Genomic DNA, 17294 nt, shown 5'->3' with positions numbered 1-17294 from the left:
AAAAGAGGGTCTAACATGAATCAGCCCGTAGATATCCTTGCATTTGGTGCTCATGCGGATGACATCGAGATTGGCATGGGCGGTACAATCGTAAAATGGTCAAAAAGGGGCAGCCGGGTGGTTTTATGCGATTTAACAAAAGCTGAGCTGTCTTCAAACGGAACTCCCGAAATAAGACAAAACGAGGCTTCCACAGCAGGAGAAATACTTGGTGTTACAAAACGAATTAACCTTTCTCTTCCTGATCGCGGAATTACATCGACACCAGAGCAAATTAATGCGGTCGTAGATGTAATTCGTAAATACAAACCGCGTATTCTGTTCGCTCCTTACGAGGTTGATCGGCATCCGGATCATGGAAATGCGTCGCGTCTGATTACTGAGGCTGCATTCTCTGCTAGTATTCATCGTTATAAGACAAATCTTAATAGGCCTGCCCATAAAAGTTTGTCCCTTTACTATTATATGATTAATGGCTTTCATCATCCTGATTTTGTTGTAGATATTTCTAGTGAAATGGACATCAAGATGAAGAGTTTATTAGCTTATAAAAGTCAATTTCAGCCAGAAAAGGGTGTAGAGACGCCACTAACAGATGGATATGTGGAAGGAGTCAAAGCCCGTGACCGTTTATTTGGAAAAGAAGTGCAGGTTGCCTATGCGGAAGGATTTATGTCGGCAAAACCAGTGGTACTTGATTATGATCTGCTAGGAGATGAACGATGAAGTTAAAAATTGGAATTACCTGTTACCCAACAGTTGGAGGATCTGGTGTTGTTGCGACTGAACTAGGTAAGCTTCTAGCCGAAAATGGTCATGAAATTCACTTTATTACATCGAGTGTTCCGTTTCGATTAAATAAAATGTATTCAAATATATATTTTCACCAGGTAGAAGTAAATCATTATTCTGTTTTTCAGTTCCCTCCCTATGATATTGCGCTAGCAAGTAAAATGGCGGAGGTCATCAAGCGAGAAAAGCTAGATATTCTGCATGTCCATTATGCGATCCCCCATGCGGTTTGCGCAATTATTGGAAAGCAGATGGCCAAGTCCTCTGTTGGTATTGTGACCACATTACACGGAACGGACATTACTGTTCTTGGATATGATCCATCATTAACTGATGCCATAAAGTTTGGTATTGAACAGTCCGATCGAGTAACAACCGTATCACATGCACTTGCTAAACAAACACATGAATTGATTGCACCTGATAAATCATTAGACGTGATCCATAATTTTATTGATGAACGAGTGTATAAGAAAAATCCATCTACTCGATTAAAAGAAGAATACGGGATAGAGAAAAATACAAAAGTGATGATTCATGTTTCCAATTTCAGAGCAGTTAAAAAGGTGCAGGATGTTGTTGAGGCATTTGCTAAAGTGCGCAAACAAATGAAGGTAAAGCTTCTGCTCGTAGGGGATGGACCTGAAATGTCAACGATTTGTAAACAAGTGAGAGAGCTAGGGATCGATGATGACGTGAAGTTTCTTGGAAAACAAGATAACTTAGAAGAACTTTATTCAATTAGTGATTTGAAGCTTCTGCTGTCTGAGAAAGAGAGCTTTGGACTGGTCGCCCTAGAAGCAATGGCGTGCGGTGTACCTTGTATTGGAACAAATGTAGGCGGTATACCGGAAGTGATTGAAGATGAAAAGAATGGTTACATATGCGAAGTCGGGGATGTTCAAACAATCGCTAAAAAGGCATATGAACTATTAACAGATGATGAGTTGTATGAAAAAATGTCAAGTCACGCTTTATGGACAGTTCAAAATCGGTTTCGTTCGAGTGAAATCGTCAAACAATATGAGAAACTATACATGGAGGTACTAAACCATAAGGTGGTATCTCTATGAGGCTATCAGCACCATTTTTAAAAGCAATGCCAGTTCTTGAAAAAATCGAATCCAAGGGCTATGAAGCTTATTTTGTTGGAGGATGTGTGAGAGACTGTCTTCTAGATAGACAAATTAACGATATTGATATTGCGACTTCTGCAACACCAGAAGAGATTAAAGAAATCTTTTCAAAAACCGTTGATGTCGGTATAGAGCATGGGACTGTACTCGTTTTAGTTAATAAAGAAGCGTTTGAGATTACAACCTTTCGTTCAGAAGGAACATACAGTGACCATAGAAGACCAGATGAAGTGTCTTTTGTTCGTTCACTGGATGAAGATTTAAAACGCAGGGATTTTACAATGAATGCCATGGCATTATCTACTTCAGGTGAGCTTGTCGATTTTTATGAAGGCAGGGCCGCTATAAATGAAAGAGTAATTCGTACAGTTGGAACAGCTGCTGAGCGTTTTTCTGAAGATGCGCTTAGAATGCTCCGCGCGGCTCGGTTTGCATCTCAGTTGGGATTTTCCATTGATAAAGAAGCCATTAGAGCGATGAGTCGTCAAAAAGCCCTTCTTACATATGTAGCGGTTGAAAGAAAAAGAATGGAGTTCGATAAATTACTCAATGGTCCAAATGTTAAAGACGCACTGAAGTATTTACACGAGACCGATTTGCTTCCATTTCTCCCGGGCTTTGATCATACCGCTAAGCTTGATCAATTGTTAATGGATGACATGGAAGGATTATCCTTAATAGAACGATGGGCGCTTATCGTCATCCGACTAAATATTAGAGATGTGCCTTCGTATTTAAAAATGTGGAGACATTCCATGAAGCGTGTAAAAGAGATTGAACAGCTTATTATACAGATGAACAAACGATATTCTCATCCATACACACCCTTTTCCCTTTATCAAACCGGCCTACCGCTTGCATTACAGACTCAAAGCCTATATTTGTATCTAACAGCTTGCAAAAATGAAAAACAGCCGCTTCACGACATGTGGGATTCACTTCCCATTAAAAACCGGGCTGAGTTAAAAGTAAATGGGAAATTACTGCAGGCTTGGATAGGAGGAAAACCGGGTCGTTGGCTTGGCGCTTTAATCCAAGATATCGAACAAAAGGTGATAGAAGGTTCCATTGAAAATAATGAAAATGAAATAAAAGAGTGGGTGAAGCAATGGCATCAAAAATAAGGGAAGCTTTATTGTCATCATTGACGGCACACAAAGATGAATTTGTCTCGGGTCAAGAACTTGCGTATGAAGCCTCCTGTACAAGAACAGCTATTTGGAAGCATATCGAAGAACTAAGGCGGGATGGATTTACCATTGAATCGAGAAGAAAAAAAGGATATCGTCTTGTTGGGAGAAGTGACTTAGTCACAGAAAATGATATCTTACTGGGCTTGGAAACCGAACAACTCGGAAGAAATATCGTTTTTTACCAGACGTTAGATTCGACTCAGAAAATTGCACATCAATTAGCCCAAGAATCAGCTCCAGAAGGGACGCTTGTGATCGCTGAGGAACAAAAGACTGGTCGTGGCAGGATGTCGAGGCAATGGTATTCACCACCAGGCACGGGAATCTGGATGAGTTTGCTTCTTCGCCCTGAACTGCCACCTCAAAAAGCTCCGCAATTTACATTAATTACATCGGTAGCGATTGTTCAGGCAATTGAAGAAGTTTGTGGACTGCAGGTGCAGATAAAATGGCCAAACGATCTTCTAATAGACGGCAAAAAAATAACGGGAATTTTAACTGAACTACAAGCAGACAGTGAAAGAATTTATTCTTTAATTATCGGAATGGGTATGAATGTTAACCAAAAGCAAGCTGATTTTCCGGAAGAACTTCATGAAATTGCTACCTCGCTCGCTCTTGCAAAGGGAGAACCCGTTTCCAGAGCTAAATTAGTTCAACGTGTGTTATTTCATATTGAGCGCTACTATAAGATGTATATGGATAAAGGCTTTGAACCCATCAAGCTGTTATGGGAAAGCTACGCCGTTACGATCGGTAAACATATAACTGCTCGAACATTACACGACTCCATTTCGGGCGTTGCTTTGGGCATCACAGATGAGGGGGTCCTATTGCTCGAAGACAAGGATGGTGTAGTTCATCCAATTTATTCTGCAGATATTGAGTGGTTATAAGTAGAAATGATCGCTAAAAAACCTTATCATCTGGTATACTTGCAGTGGGCAGTATCAAATGAACTGCACCCGAAGGTTCAAAAGTTAATAGTTATTTCTGCCTTGATCCATTGCGCGACAGGGACGGAGGATCGAAACAATGAATGATCTAATTGGAATCCTTCTGTCTAAATGAGGGGTTTCTTTTTGTTTATCAGCCAGTGCGTTGTTTCGTTACCCTCTCATTATTTAATAAGGAGGAGTGAACGATGAAGCAAACGACAGATTTCATTAAGATGAAGCAGCAGAATGAAAAGATTACGATGGTAACAGCTTATGATTTCCCCACGGCTAAGCTTGTGGAAAAAGTCGGAACGGATCTAATTCTTGTAGGTGATTCACTTGGAATGGTTGTATTAGGCTACGATTCAACTGTACCAGTTACATTAAATGATATGATTCACCACGGCAAAGCAGTAAAACGAGGAGCCTCTCATACATTTATTGTTATTGATATGCCTTTTATGACGTATCACTTATCAAAAGAAGAAACATTAAAGGCTGCTACAAGGCTGCTGCAAGAAACAGGAGCTCATGCTGTAAAGGTAGAAGGAGCCGGTGAGGTAATCACAATGATCGAAGCACTAACCAATGCTGGTGTTCCAGTTATGGCACATTTAGGATTGCTTCCACAGTCAGCGGGAGTGCTCGGTGGCTATAAAGTTCAGGCGAAAACAGCTGAGCAAGGGAAACAGCTAATCGCTGATGCAAAAGCATGCCAGCAGGCAGGTGCTTTTGCAGTCGTTCTAGAATGTATACCTCAGGAAATAACCGAGCAGGTTACAAATGCGATAGAAATCCCGACCATTGGTATTGGTGCAGGTGTTCAAGCAGATGGCCAAGTACTCGTTTATCATGATCTTGTTGGTTACGGGGATCATCGATTACCTAAATTCGTCAAAAAATTTGCCAATGCTTCAGACGAAATGGAGCAGGGGCTTAATAAATATATTGAAGAAGTTCGAAACGGTACATTTCCGAATTATGACTATTCTTTTTCTATGAAAGAAGAAGAACGAATTGCATTGTACGGGGGATCATCAGGGTGAAAATTATAACATCTGTAAACGAAATGCAAGAGCAAGCAGGAAAGTGGAGAGTGGAAGGGAAATCAGTTGGGTTTGTTCCAACGATGGGTTTTTTACACGAGGGACACTTAACACTTGTTCAACAATCAACTCAAGCGTGTGACATTACAGTGATGAGCATATTTGTCAATCCATTGCAATTCGGACCAAATGAAGATTTTGAACTTTATCCGCGTAATATAGAACAGGATCAAAAACATGCAGAAGCTGCTGGAGTTGACGTGTTATTTTGCCCAACTGCTAAGGAGCTATACCCACAAGAACTGCCCGTGAAAATGGTGGCAGTAAAACGTACAGATCGTTTATGTGGTGTTTCACGACCTGGTCACTTTGATGGTGTTGTAACAGTCCTTTCAATTTTATTTCATGTCGTTCAGCCTACAGTCGCCTACTTTGGCCGTAAGGATGCACAGCAGGTAGCGGTTGTGCAGGGGCTTGTCGAAGCATATCGCTATCCAGTGAAAATTGTTGCTATTGACACGGTACGAGAGTCAGACGGTTTGGCGAAAAGCTCTAGAAATGTTTATTTAAGTAATCAGGAACGCGAAGAGGCCCCTTTCTTGTTCAAAGCATTAACGCATGCAAAAAAACTTGCAAAAAATCATTCTACAGAGGAAATACTGAAAGAGACTGAATCAATCATCTTAAATAATACGAGCGGAAAAATTGATTATATAGAAATGCTGAGTTATCCGTATCTTGAGAAAATTCAATTTGCTAAAGGCACAGTGATCATTGCGCTAGCGGTGCAATTTTCACAGGCTCGATTAATTGACAATGTTGTGTTTACGTTAGAGGAGGGTTAAGAATGTTTCGAACAATGATGAACGGTAAAATTCACCGTGCTCGAGTGACAGAGGCCAATTTAAATTATGTTGGAAGCATCACCATTGATGAGGATATCCTAGACGCTGTAGGTATGTATCCTAATGAAAAGGTCCAAATTGTAAACAATAATAATGGTGCTCGTTTTGAAACGTATATCATTAAGGGGAAGCGAGGCAGCGGGGTTATTTGTATCAATGGTGCTGCGGCACGCTTGGTTCAAGAAGGCGATGTTGTCATTATAATTTCATATATGATGGTCCCGGATGAAAAAGCAAGATACCATCAGCCTAAGGTTGCAATAATGAATGAGGATAATGAAATTGTTGAGATGATTAATCACGAACCAGAAGCAACCATTATCTCGTAGTGAATGAGATATGGATAAAGTAAAAAAATGTAAGCAAGCTTTTTGAATAGAAGTAAAGGTTGTGACGGCAATGTTGAAAAACAAAATGGCTGTTGTGGATATTGAAACGACGGGAAATGCAGCTAAAAAAGGTGATCGTATGATTCAAATAGCGATCGTCGTTTTAGAGAACAATGAAATTGTGGATCAATATTCATCCTTTATCAATCCGCATCAGCCCATTCCGCCGTTTATTGAAGAACTGACAGGAATTAACGATCAAATGGTAAAGAATGCTCCTTCGTTTCATGAGATTGCTCGAGAAATTGTAGAGCGCCTTGAAGGAGCTGTTTTTGTTGCGCATAATGTTCATTTTGATTTGCCTTTTGTACAAAATGAGCTTCAGGAATCAGGATATGCTGAATGGAAAGGTCCGGTAATTGATACGGTTGAACTTGCACGGGTTTTATTGCCTACAACTGACAGCTTTAAGCTCTCAGATTTAACAAATCAGTTTGCTCTTTTTCATGATAGACCACATCAGGCAGACAGTGACGCATGGGCTACTGCCTGTCTATTACAGCATTTCATCGAAAAGCTTGAGAAATTACCGCTTGTGACGATCGAAAAAATGTCACAGCTCTCTGTACATTTAAAAAGTGATATTTCACAGCTATTAACGAGCATGATTGCTGTTAAAAGGCATGCCATGCCTAATTTACCCCCTGATATTGAAGTGATTCGCGGTATAGCGCTGAAGAGAGAAGATAATATGGATGTATTGTCTCCCTCTGAACACTCACTTAAAAGGGATTGGTCAGCATTACTGGAAAAAGCATTTCCTGCGTATGAAAAACGTGAAGCTCAATTGTCGATGATTCACCAAGTACAATCCGCAATTGAGCATCAAAGACATCTGGCAATTGAAGCAGGAACAGGTGTTGGAAAAACAATGGCCTATTTGCTGCCGGCAGCATTTTATGCCATGCAGCACAAGCGCGTGGTTGTAAGTACACAAACCGTTCAATTACAAGAACAAATCATTCAAAAAGAAGCCAAGTGGCTAAATGAGATTTTTCATCATAAGCTGCAGATCGCCCTTTTAAAAAGTCGCCGGCACTATTTGCATATTTTTAAATTTGAACAGTCTCTAGCAGAGGAAGAAGCGCAATATGATGTGGTGCTTACAAAAATGCAGGTTCTTACATGGTTGACAGAAACCACTACTGGTGATGTAGACGAGCTTAATTTAACCAGTGGCGGCCGGTTGTTCTGGAATCGAATACGACATGACGGATGGTTTCTAGGTGAGGAAAAAGATCCTTGGAAAAAACGTGATTTCTATTTACGAGCTGTTAATAAGGCGAATATGGCTCAAATCATTGTAACGAATCATGCTATGCTGGTTCACGACGCTGTTCGAAAGCAAAAGCTTATTCCGGATCATCATTTGCTAATTGTAGATGAAGCTCATCATTTTGAAGATACATGTCGGGCGCAGTGGGGCAAGCAGCTTGATTATATGAATTTGAAATACATAATAGGTCAACTTGGTGCACCTGATCAAGATCTTTTAGTCGGTCGCATGAACCGCCTAGTAAAAGAATTAGCGTTGGTAGAAGGAATTGTTCATTTATCAGAGGATTCGATTGCAACGGTAGCTGCTGAGGCTGATACGTCATTTCAAATACTTACTGGCTTGTTTAGAAATTTTGCTACGATCAGGCAGGGACGACAAAAATTCAGTCTTAGCATTGATCGTGATATTGTCCAAACGTCTGAATGGCGGGCCGCTACTTATGCGTTTGAACGATTATTATCAAGCATGAAGCAAATTGATCGATGTCTTCAGGCGAATTTGGATCAAGTGAAGAAGAGCAATTCACGTTTAACTGACTATCAAAAGGTATTGTCTGAAGAAATCTACTCATTTTTACTAGAATGGTCAGAGTGGATAACCGCCGTCCGCGCATTCTTTTTAAAGCAGGAAGATGATGTCGTGGTTTGGTTAGATGGAGATTTGAGATCACTTCCAGGCAGTTTATCGTTGACCTCTAGACGAATACACGTTGATCAGCAAATGAAGGAACATTTCTTTAGTAAGGAAAGTTGTGTGATTTTAACCTCTGCCACATTAACGGTAAATGATTCCTTTGATTATTTTTTAAATGGATTGGGAATTCCGCTGGATTTAATTGATTGTTCTGTTCAGCCATCTCCATTTAAGTATGACAAAGCAGTACGCCTAATGGTTCCTAAGGATCTGCCAGATATTAAGAGCGTGTCGCAGCAGGAGTATATAGAAATGATTACAGATCATTTAATTGCGATGGGTCAAGCAACAAAAGGCAGGATGCTCGTTCTTTTTACTTCTCATGAAATGCTAAGAAACACATATGACCTAATGAAAGATAGTGGGCTCATGGAAGACTTTGTTTTGATGGCGCAAGGAATTACGACAGGCAGCCGATCAAAGCTGACACGAAACTTCCAGCGTTTTGATAAAGCTATTTTATTTGGAACGAGCAGCTTTTGGGAGGGAGTCGATATTCCTGGAGAAGACTTATCTTGTCTAGTGATTGTGCGGCTGCCATTTTCGCCTCCGGACGAACCGTTAACAAAAGCTCAATCAGAAAATGTGAAAAAACGAGGAGGAAATCCGTTTTTATCTGTTTCATTACCTAAAGCAATTATTCGTTTTCGTCAAGGTTTTGGACGATTGATTCGTCATGAAACGGATAGAGGATTGATTGTTGTATTTGATCGCCGTTTGCTGACAACTTCATATGGCAGTCATTTTCTCTCCTCGATCCCGGATGTCCGGTTAGAAGAGAGAGACTTGAATTCGATTGTTGATGAGATTGAACAATGGTTATAAAAATATATAATCTCATTCCCGGAACCTTTATGAAAACTGTTATAATGAATGGGGTAAACTAGCATATATGAAAACGGAGTGAAAGTAGATGGAGAGTAAAATTGAAGTTTTATCCACTGTAACCATTCAAAAAACACCGGATCTTTATAAGGTAGTGGATGCGCTTAATAGAACGCTGAAGCATAAAGATTTAATGTTCGGCCTATCACTGGATCAAGAGAATCAGGAAAAGGCTGTATTTACAATTTATCGAACATAAACGAGGGATTACATGAAAAAATGGATCGTGATTATCCTGTCTTTATTGACTGTGGTCGTCATTACTCTTTTTATATCAATCTACGTCATTGCAAGGCAGCCTTTAACTTCTTCAATTGAAGAAGCAGTGGTGGTTGCACAGAATGACCTTGAAATGCAATCGATTGATGATCAGTATATATATAATGGGACCAACTCTTACGTGGTTGTGACGGGTATTAGCAGAGACACTGAACAAATTGTTGCATGGATCCCTCGTGATGAAGGAGAAATAGTTACGAGGCAGCTTGAAGACGGTATTACACAGGACGAAGTATTTGCTATGCTTGAACAAGAAGATTCTCTATCAAAAGTGACTTCGATTAAACTTGGCTATGAAAGCGTTGGTCCTGTTTGGGAAATTAAGTATGAGGATCAGGACGCGAATTTAAATTACTACTATGTATTGTTTGATACAGGTGAGTGGTGGAGAACTATTAATAACCTCTAGAGGAGTGGAAAACAGAATGAGTCAATTGCTTGCAGATCGCGTAAAAGCTTTAACACCTTCATCAACTTTAGCCATTACGGCAAAAGCCAAAGAATTAAAGGCACAAGGGAAAGATGTGATTGGTCTTGGAGCAGGTGAGCCAGACTTTAATACACCCAATCATATTATAGAAGCAGCATATGAATCCATGAAAGCTGGTGAAACGAAATACACGCCAGCTGCTGGATTACTATCATTGAAAAATGCGATTATTAATAAATTTAAAGAGGATCAGCAGATAAATTATGATGCGAGTGAAGTCTTTGTCGGAAGCGGTGCGAAGCATGTACTTTATTGTTTATTTCAAGCGGTTTTAAATGAAGAAGATGAAGTTATTATTCCAGCACCATATTGGGTAAGCTATCCTGAACAAGTAAAACTTGCAGGAGGAAATCCGGTTTATATTGAAGGAACAGAGGATCAATCTTACAAGATTACTCCGGAACAGCTTGAAAAAGTGATAAACAGTAAGACTAAAGCGATTATCATTAACTCACCAAGTAATCCAACCGGGATGATCTATTCAGCTGAGGAGCTTGAAGCACTTGCAAAGGTTTGCTTGGAGAATAACATCCTAATCGTATCAGATGAAATTTATGAAAAGTTGATCTACGGCAATGCAAAGCATGTTTCGATTGCTTCTATTTCAGATGAAATAAAGGAGCAAACGATTGTGATCAATGGTGTTTCAAAATCACACTCGATGACAGGGTGGAGAATTGGTTACGCTGGCGGCAACAAAGAAATTATTAAAGCAATGACTAATTTGGCTAGTCATTCGACTTCAAACCCAACCACCACGGCCCAGTTTGGTGCGATCGCTGCTTACACAGGAACCCAAGAACCGGTTGAAGAGATGAGAGCTGCCTTTGAGGAAAGATTAAATAAAGTCTTTGAGGCACTTAATGCAATTCCAGGTTTTAGATGCATCAAGCCACAAGGAGCATTCTACTTATTCCCGAATGTGAAAGAAGCGGCTGAAGCATGCGGATTTTCTACAGTAGATGAATTTGTAACAGATTTACTTGAAAAAGCAAATGTAGCCGTAATACCGGGTTCAGGCTTTGGTGTTGACGATAACATCCGTCTATCCTATGCAACCGATCTAACATCCTTTGAAACAGCACTCGATAGAATAGCTCAATATGTGATAGAGCATTCGAAGCGATCTTAATTGTTGATTGATTAGATAGTAAACATTTCAGTTATTAACATGGTTAAAATAAAGCACTAAAGGCATAGTTTTTGGAGGGAATTAAACGTGAAAACAATGATAGCAAATGTAAGCCAGCACATTGGTCAGGAAGTCACCATTGGTGCATGGCTTGGAAATAAGCGCTCAAGCGGTAAAATCGCCTTTTTACAATTGCGTGACGGCTCAGGCTTTATCCAGGGAGTGGTTGTTAAAAATGACGTAGGTGATGAGATTTTTCAAAAAGCAAAATCCATAACACAGGAGACTTCTTTATACGTTACCGGGACAATTCAAGTCGACGAGCGATCTCCATTTGGATATGAGCTTCTTGTAAATGATCTGAAGGTCATTCATGAAGCAATTGATTATCCAATCACACCAAAAGAGCATGGTACAGAGTTCCTGATGGATCACCGTCATCTTTGGCTTCGTTCAAACCGTCAGCATGCTGTAATGAAAATTCGCAACGAAATTATTCGTGCTACCTATGAATTTTTCAATAAAGAAGGATTTGTAAAGGTTGATCCGCCAATTTTAACTGGAAGTGCACCAGAAGGAACTTCGGAGCTTTTTCACACAAAATATTTTGATGAGGATGCTTATCTATCACAAAGCGGCCAGCTTTACATGGAAGCAGCTGCAATGGCTTTAGGAAAAGTATTTTCATTCGGTCCAACCTTCAGGGCTGAAAAATCGAAAACGCGTCGTCATTTAATCGAGTTTTGGATGATCGAACCGGAAATGGCGTTTTATGAGTTTGAAGATAACCTAGTTGTACAAGAAGAGTATGTTTCGTTTGTAGTTCAATCGGTATTGAACAACTGTAAGCTTGAGCTGACAAGACTTGGAAGAGATACGTCAGTGCTGGAAAATATTAAAGCACCGTTTCCTCGCATCAGCTATGATAAAGCGATTGAATTTTTACATGAAAAAGGGTTTACAGATATTAAATGGGGTGACGATCTTGGTGCACCACATGAAACAGCAATTGCGGAAAGCTATGATAAGCCTGTCTTTATTACGCATTATCCTACAAGCTTAAAACCGTTTTATATGCAGCCAGACCCGACTAGAGAAGAAGTGGTTCTTTGTGCTGACCTTATTGCCCCTGAAGGGTACGGGGAAATCATCGGCGGATCTGAGCGTATTCATGACCTAAGCCTATTAAAGCAGCGTCTTGAAGAGCATAATCTCGATCCGGAAGCTTATAAGTGGTACACTGAACTAAGGCAATATGGATCAGTGCCGCATTCAGGATTTGGTTTAGGCCTAGAAAGGACGGTTGCTTGGATTAGCGGAGTTGAGCATGTACGCGAATCCATTCCGTTTCCACGTTTGCTTAACCGTTTATATCCTTAACCATGGTATGACTATCAGATACGACCGAACGGTGCAGAACGTACTGTTCGGTCTTTTTCAACGACTGGTAAGGAGGAAAGAATATGAATCAACAATTATCTTGGACAACTTGGCTTGCAGAAGGTCATGTGTCTGTCCCCGTCATTCTGCTTAAGCATTACCCTTCTTTTAACCTAAATGAGGAAGAGTGTATGCTTTTGCTGCATCTGCACACGTTTATTGAGAAAGGAAATGCTTTTCCTACACCTGAAGAGCTTTCAAACCGTATGACGATTACAGCAACCAAGTGTTTCTCTATAATTCAAAAGCTTATAACACGAGGATTTTTAACCATTGAAGAAACGTCAGTTGATGGAGTACGTCAAGAAAATTATTCACTATTTCCACTGTGGAAAACGATAATGGACAAGCTAGAAACGGATCAGCGACAGACTAAACTTGAAGACACTTTGCAATCCCAGACAGACCTATATACCATTTTCGAACAGGAATTTGGTCGTCCGCTTTCTCCTCTCGAATGTGAAACGCTTGCGATGTGGATCGATCAGGATCATCAAAGCACGGAATTAATTAAATCAGCACTAAGGGAAGCTGTTATTTCTAATAAGTTAAATTTTCGCTATATTGACCGTATTTTGTTTGAATGGAAGAAGCAGAGAATAACTACAGTCGATCAAGCAAGAAAGCAAGGCGAGAAGTTTCGTCAAACGACCGCCACATCGAAGCCAGAGCAGATGCAAGAAACTGCAAAGACAAAAAAAGTCCCTTTTTATAACTGGCTTGAACAATAAGGAGGGAGAACGACTATGTTAACCAAAGCTGATATTCGATTTTGCTTAGATAAAATGGAAAAGATGTTTCCAGATGCACATTGTGAGCTAGTGCACAATAACCCTTTTGAATTAACCATAGCTGTACTGTTATCGGCACAGTGCACCGACGTACTCGTCAATAAAGTGACGAAATCACTTTTCCAAAAATATAAAACCCCTGAAGATTATTTAGCGGTATCGCTTGAGGAACTACAGTCGGATATCAGATCAATAGGGTTATATCGCAATAAAGCGAAGCACATTCGCAATCTTTGCCAAAGACTTCTTGAACACTATGGGGGAGAGGTTCCGAGAGAGCACGCTGAACTTACTACATTGCCTGGGGTAGGCAGAAAAACGGCAAATGTTGTTGTTTCGGTGGCCTTTGGTGAACCTGCTATCGCTGTGGATACGCATGTTGAGCGAGTTTCAAAACGACTAGGCATATGCAGGTGGAAAGACAGTGTGCTTGAGGTAGAGAAAACATTAATGAGAAAAATCCCAAAAGAGAAATGGTCTGATACACATCATCGTTTCATCTTTTTTGGACGATATCACTGTAAAGCCCAATCACCTCAATGTGATAGTTGTCCACTGCTTTCAGTATGTCGTGAAGGGAAAAAACGCACAAAGATAATGGAAAAGGAAACGAGTGTATGAGTGAACATTTAATTGTGTTAAGGGAAAGGTATTTAAATCCTCTTTTTTTTTCAACTGATCAATTAGTTCTTTCAGAAGAAAAAAGTGAAAGAACTCTTTTTGAACCGTTGTTCTTTCCTGATATACAGGCAGAATACTTTGCCCACTACCCACCATGGGAGCAATTTGAACATTGGCTCCCAATTTTATTGGGAGAATGGAAAATACTGCAGGAGGAGCTTTATCCTATTTTTGAGGAGCGGAGTAAAGAATCAGAACCCTTAATGATTAAAGCAATAGCAATCCTATTCATGATGCTGTTCTGGTCAAATGGGCGTTCGGTTCAGCTGAAGGAATGGGAAAGTGCAGTTCCGGGTCTGTCTATTTCATTTGTTAATCCAGTTGAAAGAGTATCTTTTATTGTAAATCGGCCTGCTGTTTATTTTTCTTATATCCAGCTTGGAGAACTAATTACAGAGCTGCATAAAGCGATTGAAAAAGATCGTGTAATGAAAAAAAGAAAACGCACGTAGCAAATAATTGCTGCGTGCGTTTTCTGAATTCGAGGGTTAAAAATTTTAAGCACCATCTGGGATTTCTTCACTCGTACCATCTGCGTCCTCAGGATCTGTTGGTTCTTCTGGATTTTCAGGATTAGTAGATTCATCATCAACCCCAGTACCATCTGGTGGACTTTGATCATCTGGACTATTTCCGTTATCATCATCTTCAGGCTGCCCATTTCCTCGGCCATTTCCTCGGCCGTTACCGTTGTCAGATTCACTCTCTTCATCCGGTGGTGGAGTTTCCTCCTCAACAGGATCTACATCTTCTTCAGGCTCTTCTTCTCGTTGATCGATTTGAACATTGAGGGTGGCTGGATCACTTCGCTCACCATCGGCTATGGCGACTACACTGAATACATAGCTTGATCCTGGTTCTACCAGTTCAATATTAAGTCCATTCTGATCAATAGTTGAAAGAGCTTGAGAAGGTCGTCCATTTGTACTGTAGCTGACTTCAAATTGTACAGAACGATTATCATTCTCTTCTTGTTCATGATCCCAGCTTAATGTTAATGAACTTGATTCTTCATTGTAATCAGCCTTTAAATCACTAGGAGCATTTAGGTCAGGAGCAACAAATTCTTCTGAAATCTCAGTAGGTTCTGTTCCTTTAATAAATAGCTCGATCCTTTTTCGGCTATCTGGTGTATAAGCACTGGCAAGCTTCGGTGGATTAGTTCCAATTTCCACTTCCACTTCCACAACACTTCCAGGACGTTCAAAGTCTGGTGTATCAATTTCAGCAGAAACTCGTTCCATTACTTCTCTAAATATTTCTTGAGAAACAACCCGTTCTGATGGTGATAAATAATTGCTGTATGTTCTTGGATAACCAAGCCAAACAGTGGCAGTATATTGAGTCGTATACCCTGAAAACCAAGAATCAGGTGCCCCGTCAGAAGGAATATTATTTTCTTGACGGAACTCTTGAGGGTAGTTTGTCGTTCCGGATTTACCTGCGACAGGCGTCCCAGATATTCTTGCATCCCTGCCAGTACCATAAGAAGGATCTTCTATAACATCCTTAAGCATATCGGTAATCATATAGGCTGTAGAGTCACTCATTGCTACATTAGAATCAGGAACCGTATCAATAGTTGATCCATCACGCAATTCAATGGCAGATATCGCGTACGGTTCATTATAAATTCCGTTATTACCAAATGCAGCATATGCACCGGCCATTTCTAATGTATTGGTACCATCATTGATCGCACCGATTGAAGCACTCTCACAAAGTCCTCCTGATCCCTCTGAACAGTCATCTTTAAAGTGTAAACCTAGCCCATGAATAAATTCGGTTGCATTTTCATGTCCTGCTTCGTTATAGGCCTTAATAGCAGTGATGTTTCTAGAATTAGCTAATGCTTGACGTATTGTAATAGGACCTAGAAATCTGCCATCAAAATTATTTGGGCGAACGTCTGGTGCAGATTCGTAAGCAAATGGTTCATCTATGACAATATGAGCGGTTGACCACTTTAGCTCCTCAATGGCAGGTGCGTAGTCTAACAATGGTTTGATTGTTGATCCCGGACTGCGTTTAATATCAACCGCGTGATTAAAATCACGTAGCCCGTAGTCTCTGCCGCCGCCAATCGCTCGAATAGCTCCGGTACTTGTATCTAACAGAGTAACACCAGCTTGAGACCGTTCAACTTCACCATCAGCATCTTCCATGTCTGTAGGGAAATTAATAATATCTCCATCTAATACATTCTCTACCTCTGTTTGAGCATCTGGATCGAGCGTTGTGTATATTTTTAATCCATCTTCATATACATTGTAATCTCCAAGCTCTTCAACTTCATCGATTACAACATCAATAAATGCCTCATAACCTTCAATAGTTGCGAATGTGTTGCGTTCTTCCTCACGTTCAACAATGCCATCCATAATATCCTTTGCCTGAGCATCCTGCATTTCCTGTTCAGTAATCTTTCCGTGCTGATTCATAAGACGAAGGACAATATCTCGTCTTTCCTTTGCTAAGTCGGGATCTTCATATGGATTATACGCATTTGGACGCTGCGGCATCCCGGCTAAAAGAGCTGCTTGATGAAGCTCAAGCTCATTTAATTCAACTCCGTAATAGTAATCTGCCGCTGTTTTAATTCCATAAATACCGTCGGAGTAGTAAATCTTATTGAGATACATTTCTAAAATATCTTCTTTGCTGTATTCCTGCTCGAGCTGAAACGCAAGCCATGCTTCCTGTGCTTTCCGCTCAAGTGACTTTTCATCTGATAATACAGATTGTTTAATTACCTGCTGTGTAAGTGTGCTTGCACCCTCAGCACCAAACCCGCGTGTAATATTAGCGAGCACAGCGCCTCCTAAGCGAATCACATCAACACCCTTATGCTCGTAAAAACGGACGTCTTCTGTCGCTAATACAGCATTTTCGACCATAGGAGGGATGTCTTCATAATTCACAAGTTCCCGGTTTTCCGCACCAATTTTCCCAATTAAATTCTGATCCATATCATAGAATTCGGTTGCTACTGGATCGATAAAATCATCTTCATTCAGCTCTGGGGCTTGAAATACATAGTAGGCAAATAATCCTCCGCCACCCAGTAGTCCAGCTAATCCTAGAAGGAAAACAACGAGTATAAGACGTTTCCATAATGATTTTTTTGGTTTCTTTTTTGAGTTTCCTTTTTTCTTCGAAGCTTGCTGAGCCCGTCTTTTTTCTTCTCGGGATGTATATTCAGCCATACCTATCTTCCTCACTTTC

16 protein-coding genes are annotated in these 17294 nt (G+C 40.4%); 15 read left to right on the top strand and 1 reads right to left on the bottom strand.

What is annotated here, in order from left to right:
* The first annotated feature begins 15 nt into the window (after nucleotides 1-15).
* From bshB1 to KP78_RS14475, 15 genes are all read left to right on the top strand, one after another.
* Nucleotides 16-726 carry a bacillithiol biosynthesis deacetylase BshB1 gene (gene bshB1 / locus KP78_RS14540; RefSeq protein WP_041090090.1) on the top strand — a complete coding sequence of 237 codons (711 nt, stop codon included), beginning with the start codon at nucleotides 16-18 and terminating at the stop codon, nucleotides 724-726.
* Nucleotides 723-1865, top strand: coding sequence for an N-acetyl-alpha-D-glucosaminyl L-malate synthase BshA (gene bshA / locus KP78_RS14535; protein ID WP_041090089.1), 1143 nt, complete (start codon nucleotides 723-725; stop codon nucleotides 1863-1865). Before bshB1 ends, bshA begins: the two co-directional genes overlap by 4 nt.
* Complete coding sequence (locus KP78_RS14530) at nucleotides 1862-3052, top strand: CCA tRNA nucleotidyltransferase (RefSeq protein ID WP_041090088.1); 1191 nt, start codon at nucleotides 1862-1864, stop codon at nucleotides 3050-3052. Before bshA ends, KP78_RS14530 begins: the two co-directional genes overlap by 4 nt.
* Complete coding sequence (locus KP78_RS14525) at nucleotides 3037-4017, top strand: biotin--[acetyl-CoA-carboxylase] ligase (protein ID WP_041090087.1); 981 nt, start codon at nucleotides 3037-3039, stop codon at nucleotides 4015-4017. Before KP78_RS14530 ends, KP78_RS14525 begins: the two co-directional genes overlap by 16 nt.
* Nucleotides 4018-4265: 248 nt before the next feature.
* Entirely contained in the window at nucleotides 4266-5105 is an 840-nt protein-coding gene (gene panB / locus KP78_RS14520) for a 3-methyl-2-oxobutanoate hydroxymethyltransferase (protein ID WP_041090086.1), read from the top strand.
* Nucleotides 5102-5950 carry a pantoate--beta-alanine ligase gene (gene panC, locus KP78_RS14515; protein ID WP_041090085.1) on the top strand — a complete coding sequence of 283 codons (849 nt, stop codon included), beginning with the start codon at nucleotides 5102-5104 and terminating at the stop codon, nucleotides 5948-5950. The genes panB and panC overlap by 4 nt, the downstream gene beginning before the upstream one ends.
* 2 nt (nucleotides 5951-5952) lie before the next feature.
* Nucleotides 5953-6339, top strand: a complete 387-nt coding sequence (gene panD / locus KP78_RS14510; RefSeq protein ID WP_041090084.1) for an aspartate 1-decarboxylase — start codon at nucleotides 5953-5955, stop codon at nucleotides 6337-6339.
* A gap of 70 nt (nucleotides 6340-6409) precedes the next feature.
* Entirely contained in the window at nucleotides 6410-9196 is a 2787-nt protein-coding gene (gene dinG / locus KP78_RS14505) for an ATP-dependent DNA helicase DinG (protein ID WP_052474853.1), read from the top strand.
* Between the two features lie 88 nt (nucleotides 9197-9284).
* The gene (locus KP78_RS19400) at nucleotides 9285-9455 is read left to right on the top strand and encodes a YpmA family protein (RefSeq protein ID WP_084220098.1); all 171 of its coding nucleotides are present in this window, start codon (nucleotides 9285-9287) and stop codon (nucleotides 9453-9455) included.
* 12 nt (nucleotides 9456-9467) lie between these two features.
* Nucleotides 9468-9944, top strand: a complete 477-nt coding sequence (locus tag KP78_RS14500; protein WP_041090083.1) for a cell wall elongation regulator TseB-like domain-containing protein — start codon at nucleotides 9468-9470, stop codon at nucleotides 9942-9944.
* A gap of 16 nt (nucleotides 9945-9960) precedes the next feature.
* The gene (locus KP78_RS14495) at nucleotides 9961-11157 is read left to right on the top strand and encodes a pyridoxal phosphate-dependent aminotransferase (protein WP_041090082.1); all 1197 of its coding nucleotides are present in this window, start codon (nucleotides 9961-9963) and stop codon (nucleotides 11155-11157) included.
* Nucleotides 11158-11253: 96 nt separating this feature from the next.
* Nucleotides 11254-12537 carry an asparagine--tRNA ligase gene (asnS, locus tag KP78_RS14490; protein ID WP_422723716.1) on the top strand — a complete coding sequence of 428 codons (1284 nt, stop codon included), beginning with the start codon at nucleotides 11254-11256 and terminating at the stop codon, nucleotides 12535-12537.
* Nucleotides 12538-12620: 83 nt separating this feature from the next.
* Nucleotides 12621-13328: a DnaD domain-containing protein gene (locus KP78_RS14485; RefSeq protein WP_041090080.1), complete on the top strand. Its 708-nt coding sequence runs from the start codon at nucleotides 12621-12623 to the stop codon at nucleotides 13326-13328.
* Nucleotides 13329-13343: 15 nt separating this feature from the next.
* A complete protein-coding gene (gene nth, locus KP78_RS14480) occupies nucleotides 13344-14009 on the top strand; it encodes an endonuclease III (protein ID WP_041090079.1) in 666 nt (221 codons plus the stop codon).
* Nucleotides 14006-14521: a YpoC family protein gene (locus KP78_RS14475; protein ID WP_041090078.1), complete on the top strand. Its 516-nt coding sequence runs from the start codon at nucleotides 14006-14008 to the stop codon at nucleotides 14519-14521. The genes nth and KP78_RS14475 overlap by 4 nt, the downstream gene beginning before the upstream one ends.
* Nucleotides 14522-14566: 45 nt before the next feature.
* On the opposite strand, the gene KP78_RS14470 is transcribed toward KP78_RS14475, so the two are convergent.
* On the bottom strand, nucleotides 14567-17275 hold the full coding sequence (locus KP78_RS14470) for a penicillin-binding protein 1A (RefSeq protein ID WP_041090077.1): 2709 nt from the start codon (nucleotides 17273-17275) through the stop codon (nucleotides 14567-14569).
* Between the last annotated feature and the right edge of the window lie 19 nt (nucleotides 17276-17294).

The organism is Jeotgalibacillus soli, from assembly GCF_000829435.1.
Lineage (GTDB): Bacteria > Bacillota > Bacilli > Bacillales > Jeotgalibacillaceae > Jeotgalibacillus > Jeotgalibacillus soli.
The sequence above is the reverse complement of the archived record's forward strand: the minus strand, read 5'-3'. Positions and strand labels throughout refer to the sequence as shown.

Bases quoted from the DNA above. Each gene is read 5' to 3' on its own strand.
- bshB1 (WP_041090090.1), top strand. From the start codon at position 16: ATGAATCAGCCCGTAGATATCCTTGCATTTGGTGCTCATGCGGATGAC.
- bshA (WP_041090089.1), top strand. From the start codon at position 723: ATGAAGTTAAAAATTGGAATTACCTGTTACCCAACAGTTGGAGGATCT.
- KP78_RS14530 (WP_041090088.1), top strand. From the start codon at position 1,862: ATGAGGCTATCAGCACCATTTTTAAAAGCAATGCCAGTTCTTGAAAAA.
- KP78_RS14525 (WP_041090087.1), top strand. From the start codon at position 3,037: ATGGCATCAAAAATAAGGGAAGCTTTATTGTCATCATTGACGGCACAC.
- panB (WP_041090086.1), top strand. From the start codon at position 4,266: ATGAAGCAAACGACAGATTTCATTAAGATGAAGCAGCAGAATGAAAAG.
- panD (WP_041090084.1), top strand. From the start codon at position 5,953: ATGTTTCGAACAATGATGAACGGTAAAATTCACCGTGCTCGAGTGACA.
- dinG (WP_052474853.1), top strand. From the start codon at position 6,410: ATGTTGAAAAACAAAATGGCTGTTGTGGATATTGAAACGACGGGAAAT.
- KP78_RS19400 (WP_084220098.1), top strand. From the start codon at position 9,285: ATGGAGAGTAAAATTGAAGTTTTATCCACTGTAACCATTCAAAAAACA.
- KP78_RS14500 (WP_041090083.1), top strand. From the start codon at position 9,468: ATGAAAAAATGGATCGTGATTATCCTGTCTTTATTGACTGTGGTCGTC.
- KP78_RS14495 (WP_041090082.1), top strand. From the start codon at position 9,961: ATGAGTCAATTGCTTGCAGATCGCGTAAAAGCTTTAACACCTTCATCA.
- asnS (WP_422723716.1), top strand. From the start codon at position 11,254: ATGATAGCAAATGTAAGCCAGCACATTGGTCAGGAAGTCACCATTGGT.
- KP78_RS14485 (WP_041090080.1), top strand. From the start codon at position 12,621: ATGAATCAACAATTATCTTGGACAACTTGGCTTGCAGAAGGTCATGTG.
- nth (WP_041090079.1), top strand. From the start codon at position 13,344: ATGTTAACCAAAGCTGATATTCGATTTTGCTTAGATAAAATGGAAAAG.
- KP78_RS14475 (WP_041090078.1), top strand. From the start codon at position 14,006: ATGAGTGAACATTTAATTGTGTTAAGGGAAAGGTATTTAAATCCTCTT.
- KP78_RS14470 (WP_041090077.1), bottom strand. From the start codon at position 17,275: ATGGCTGAATATACATCCCGAGAAGAAAAAAGACGGGCTCAGCAAGCT.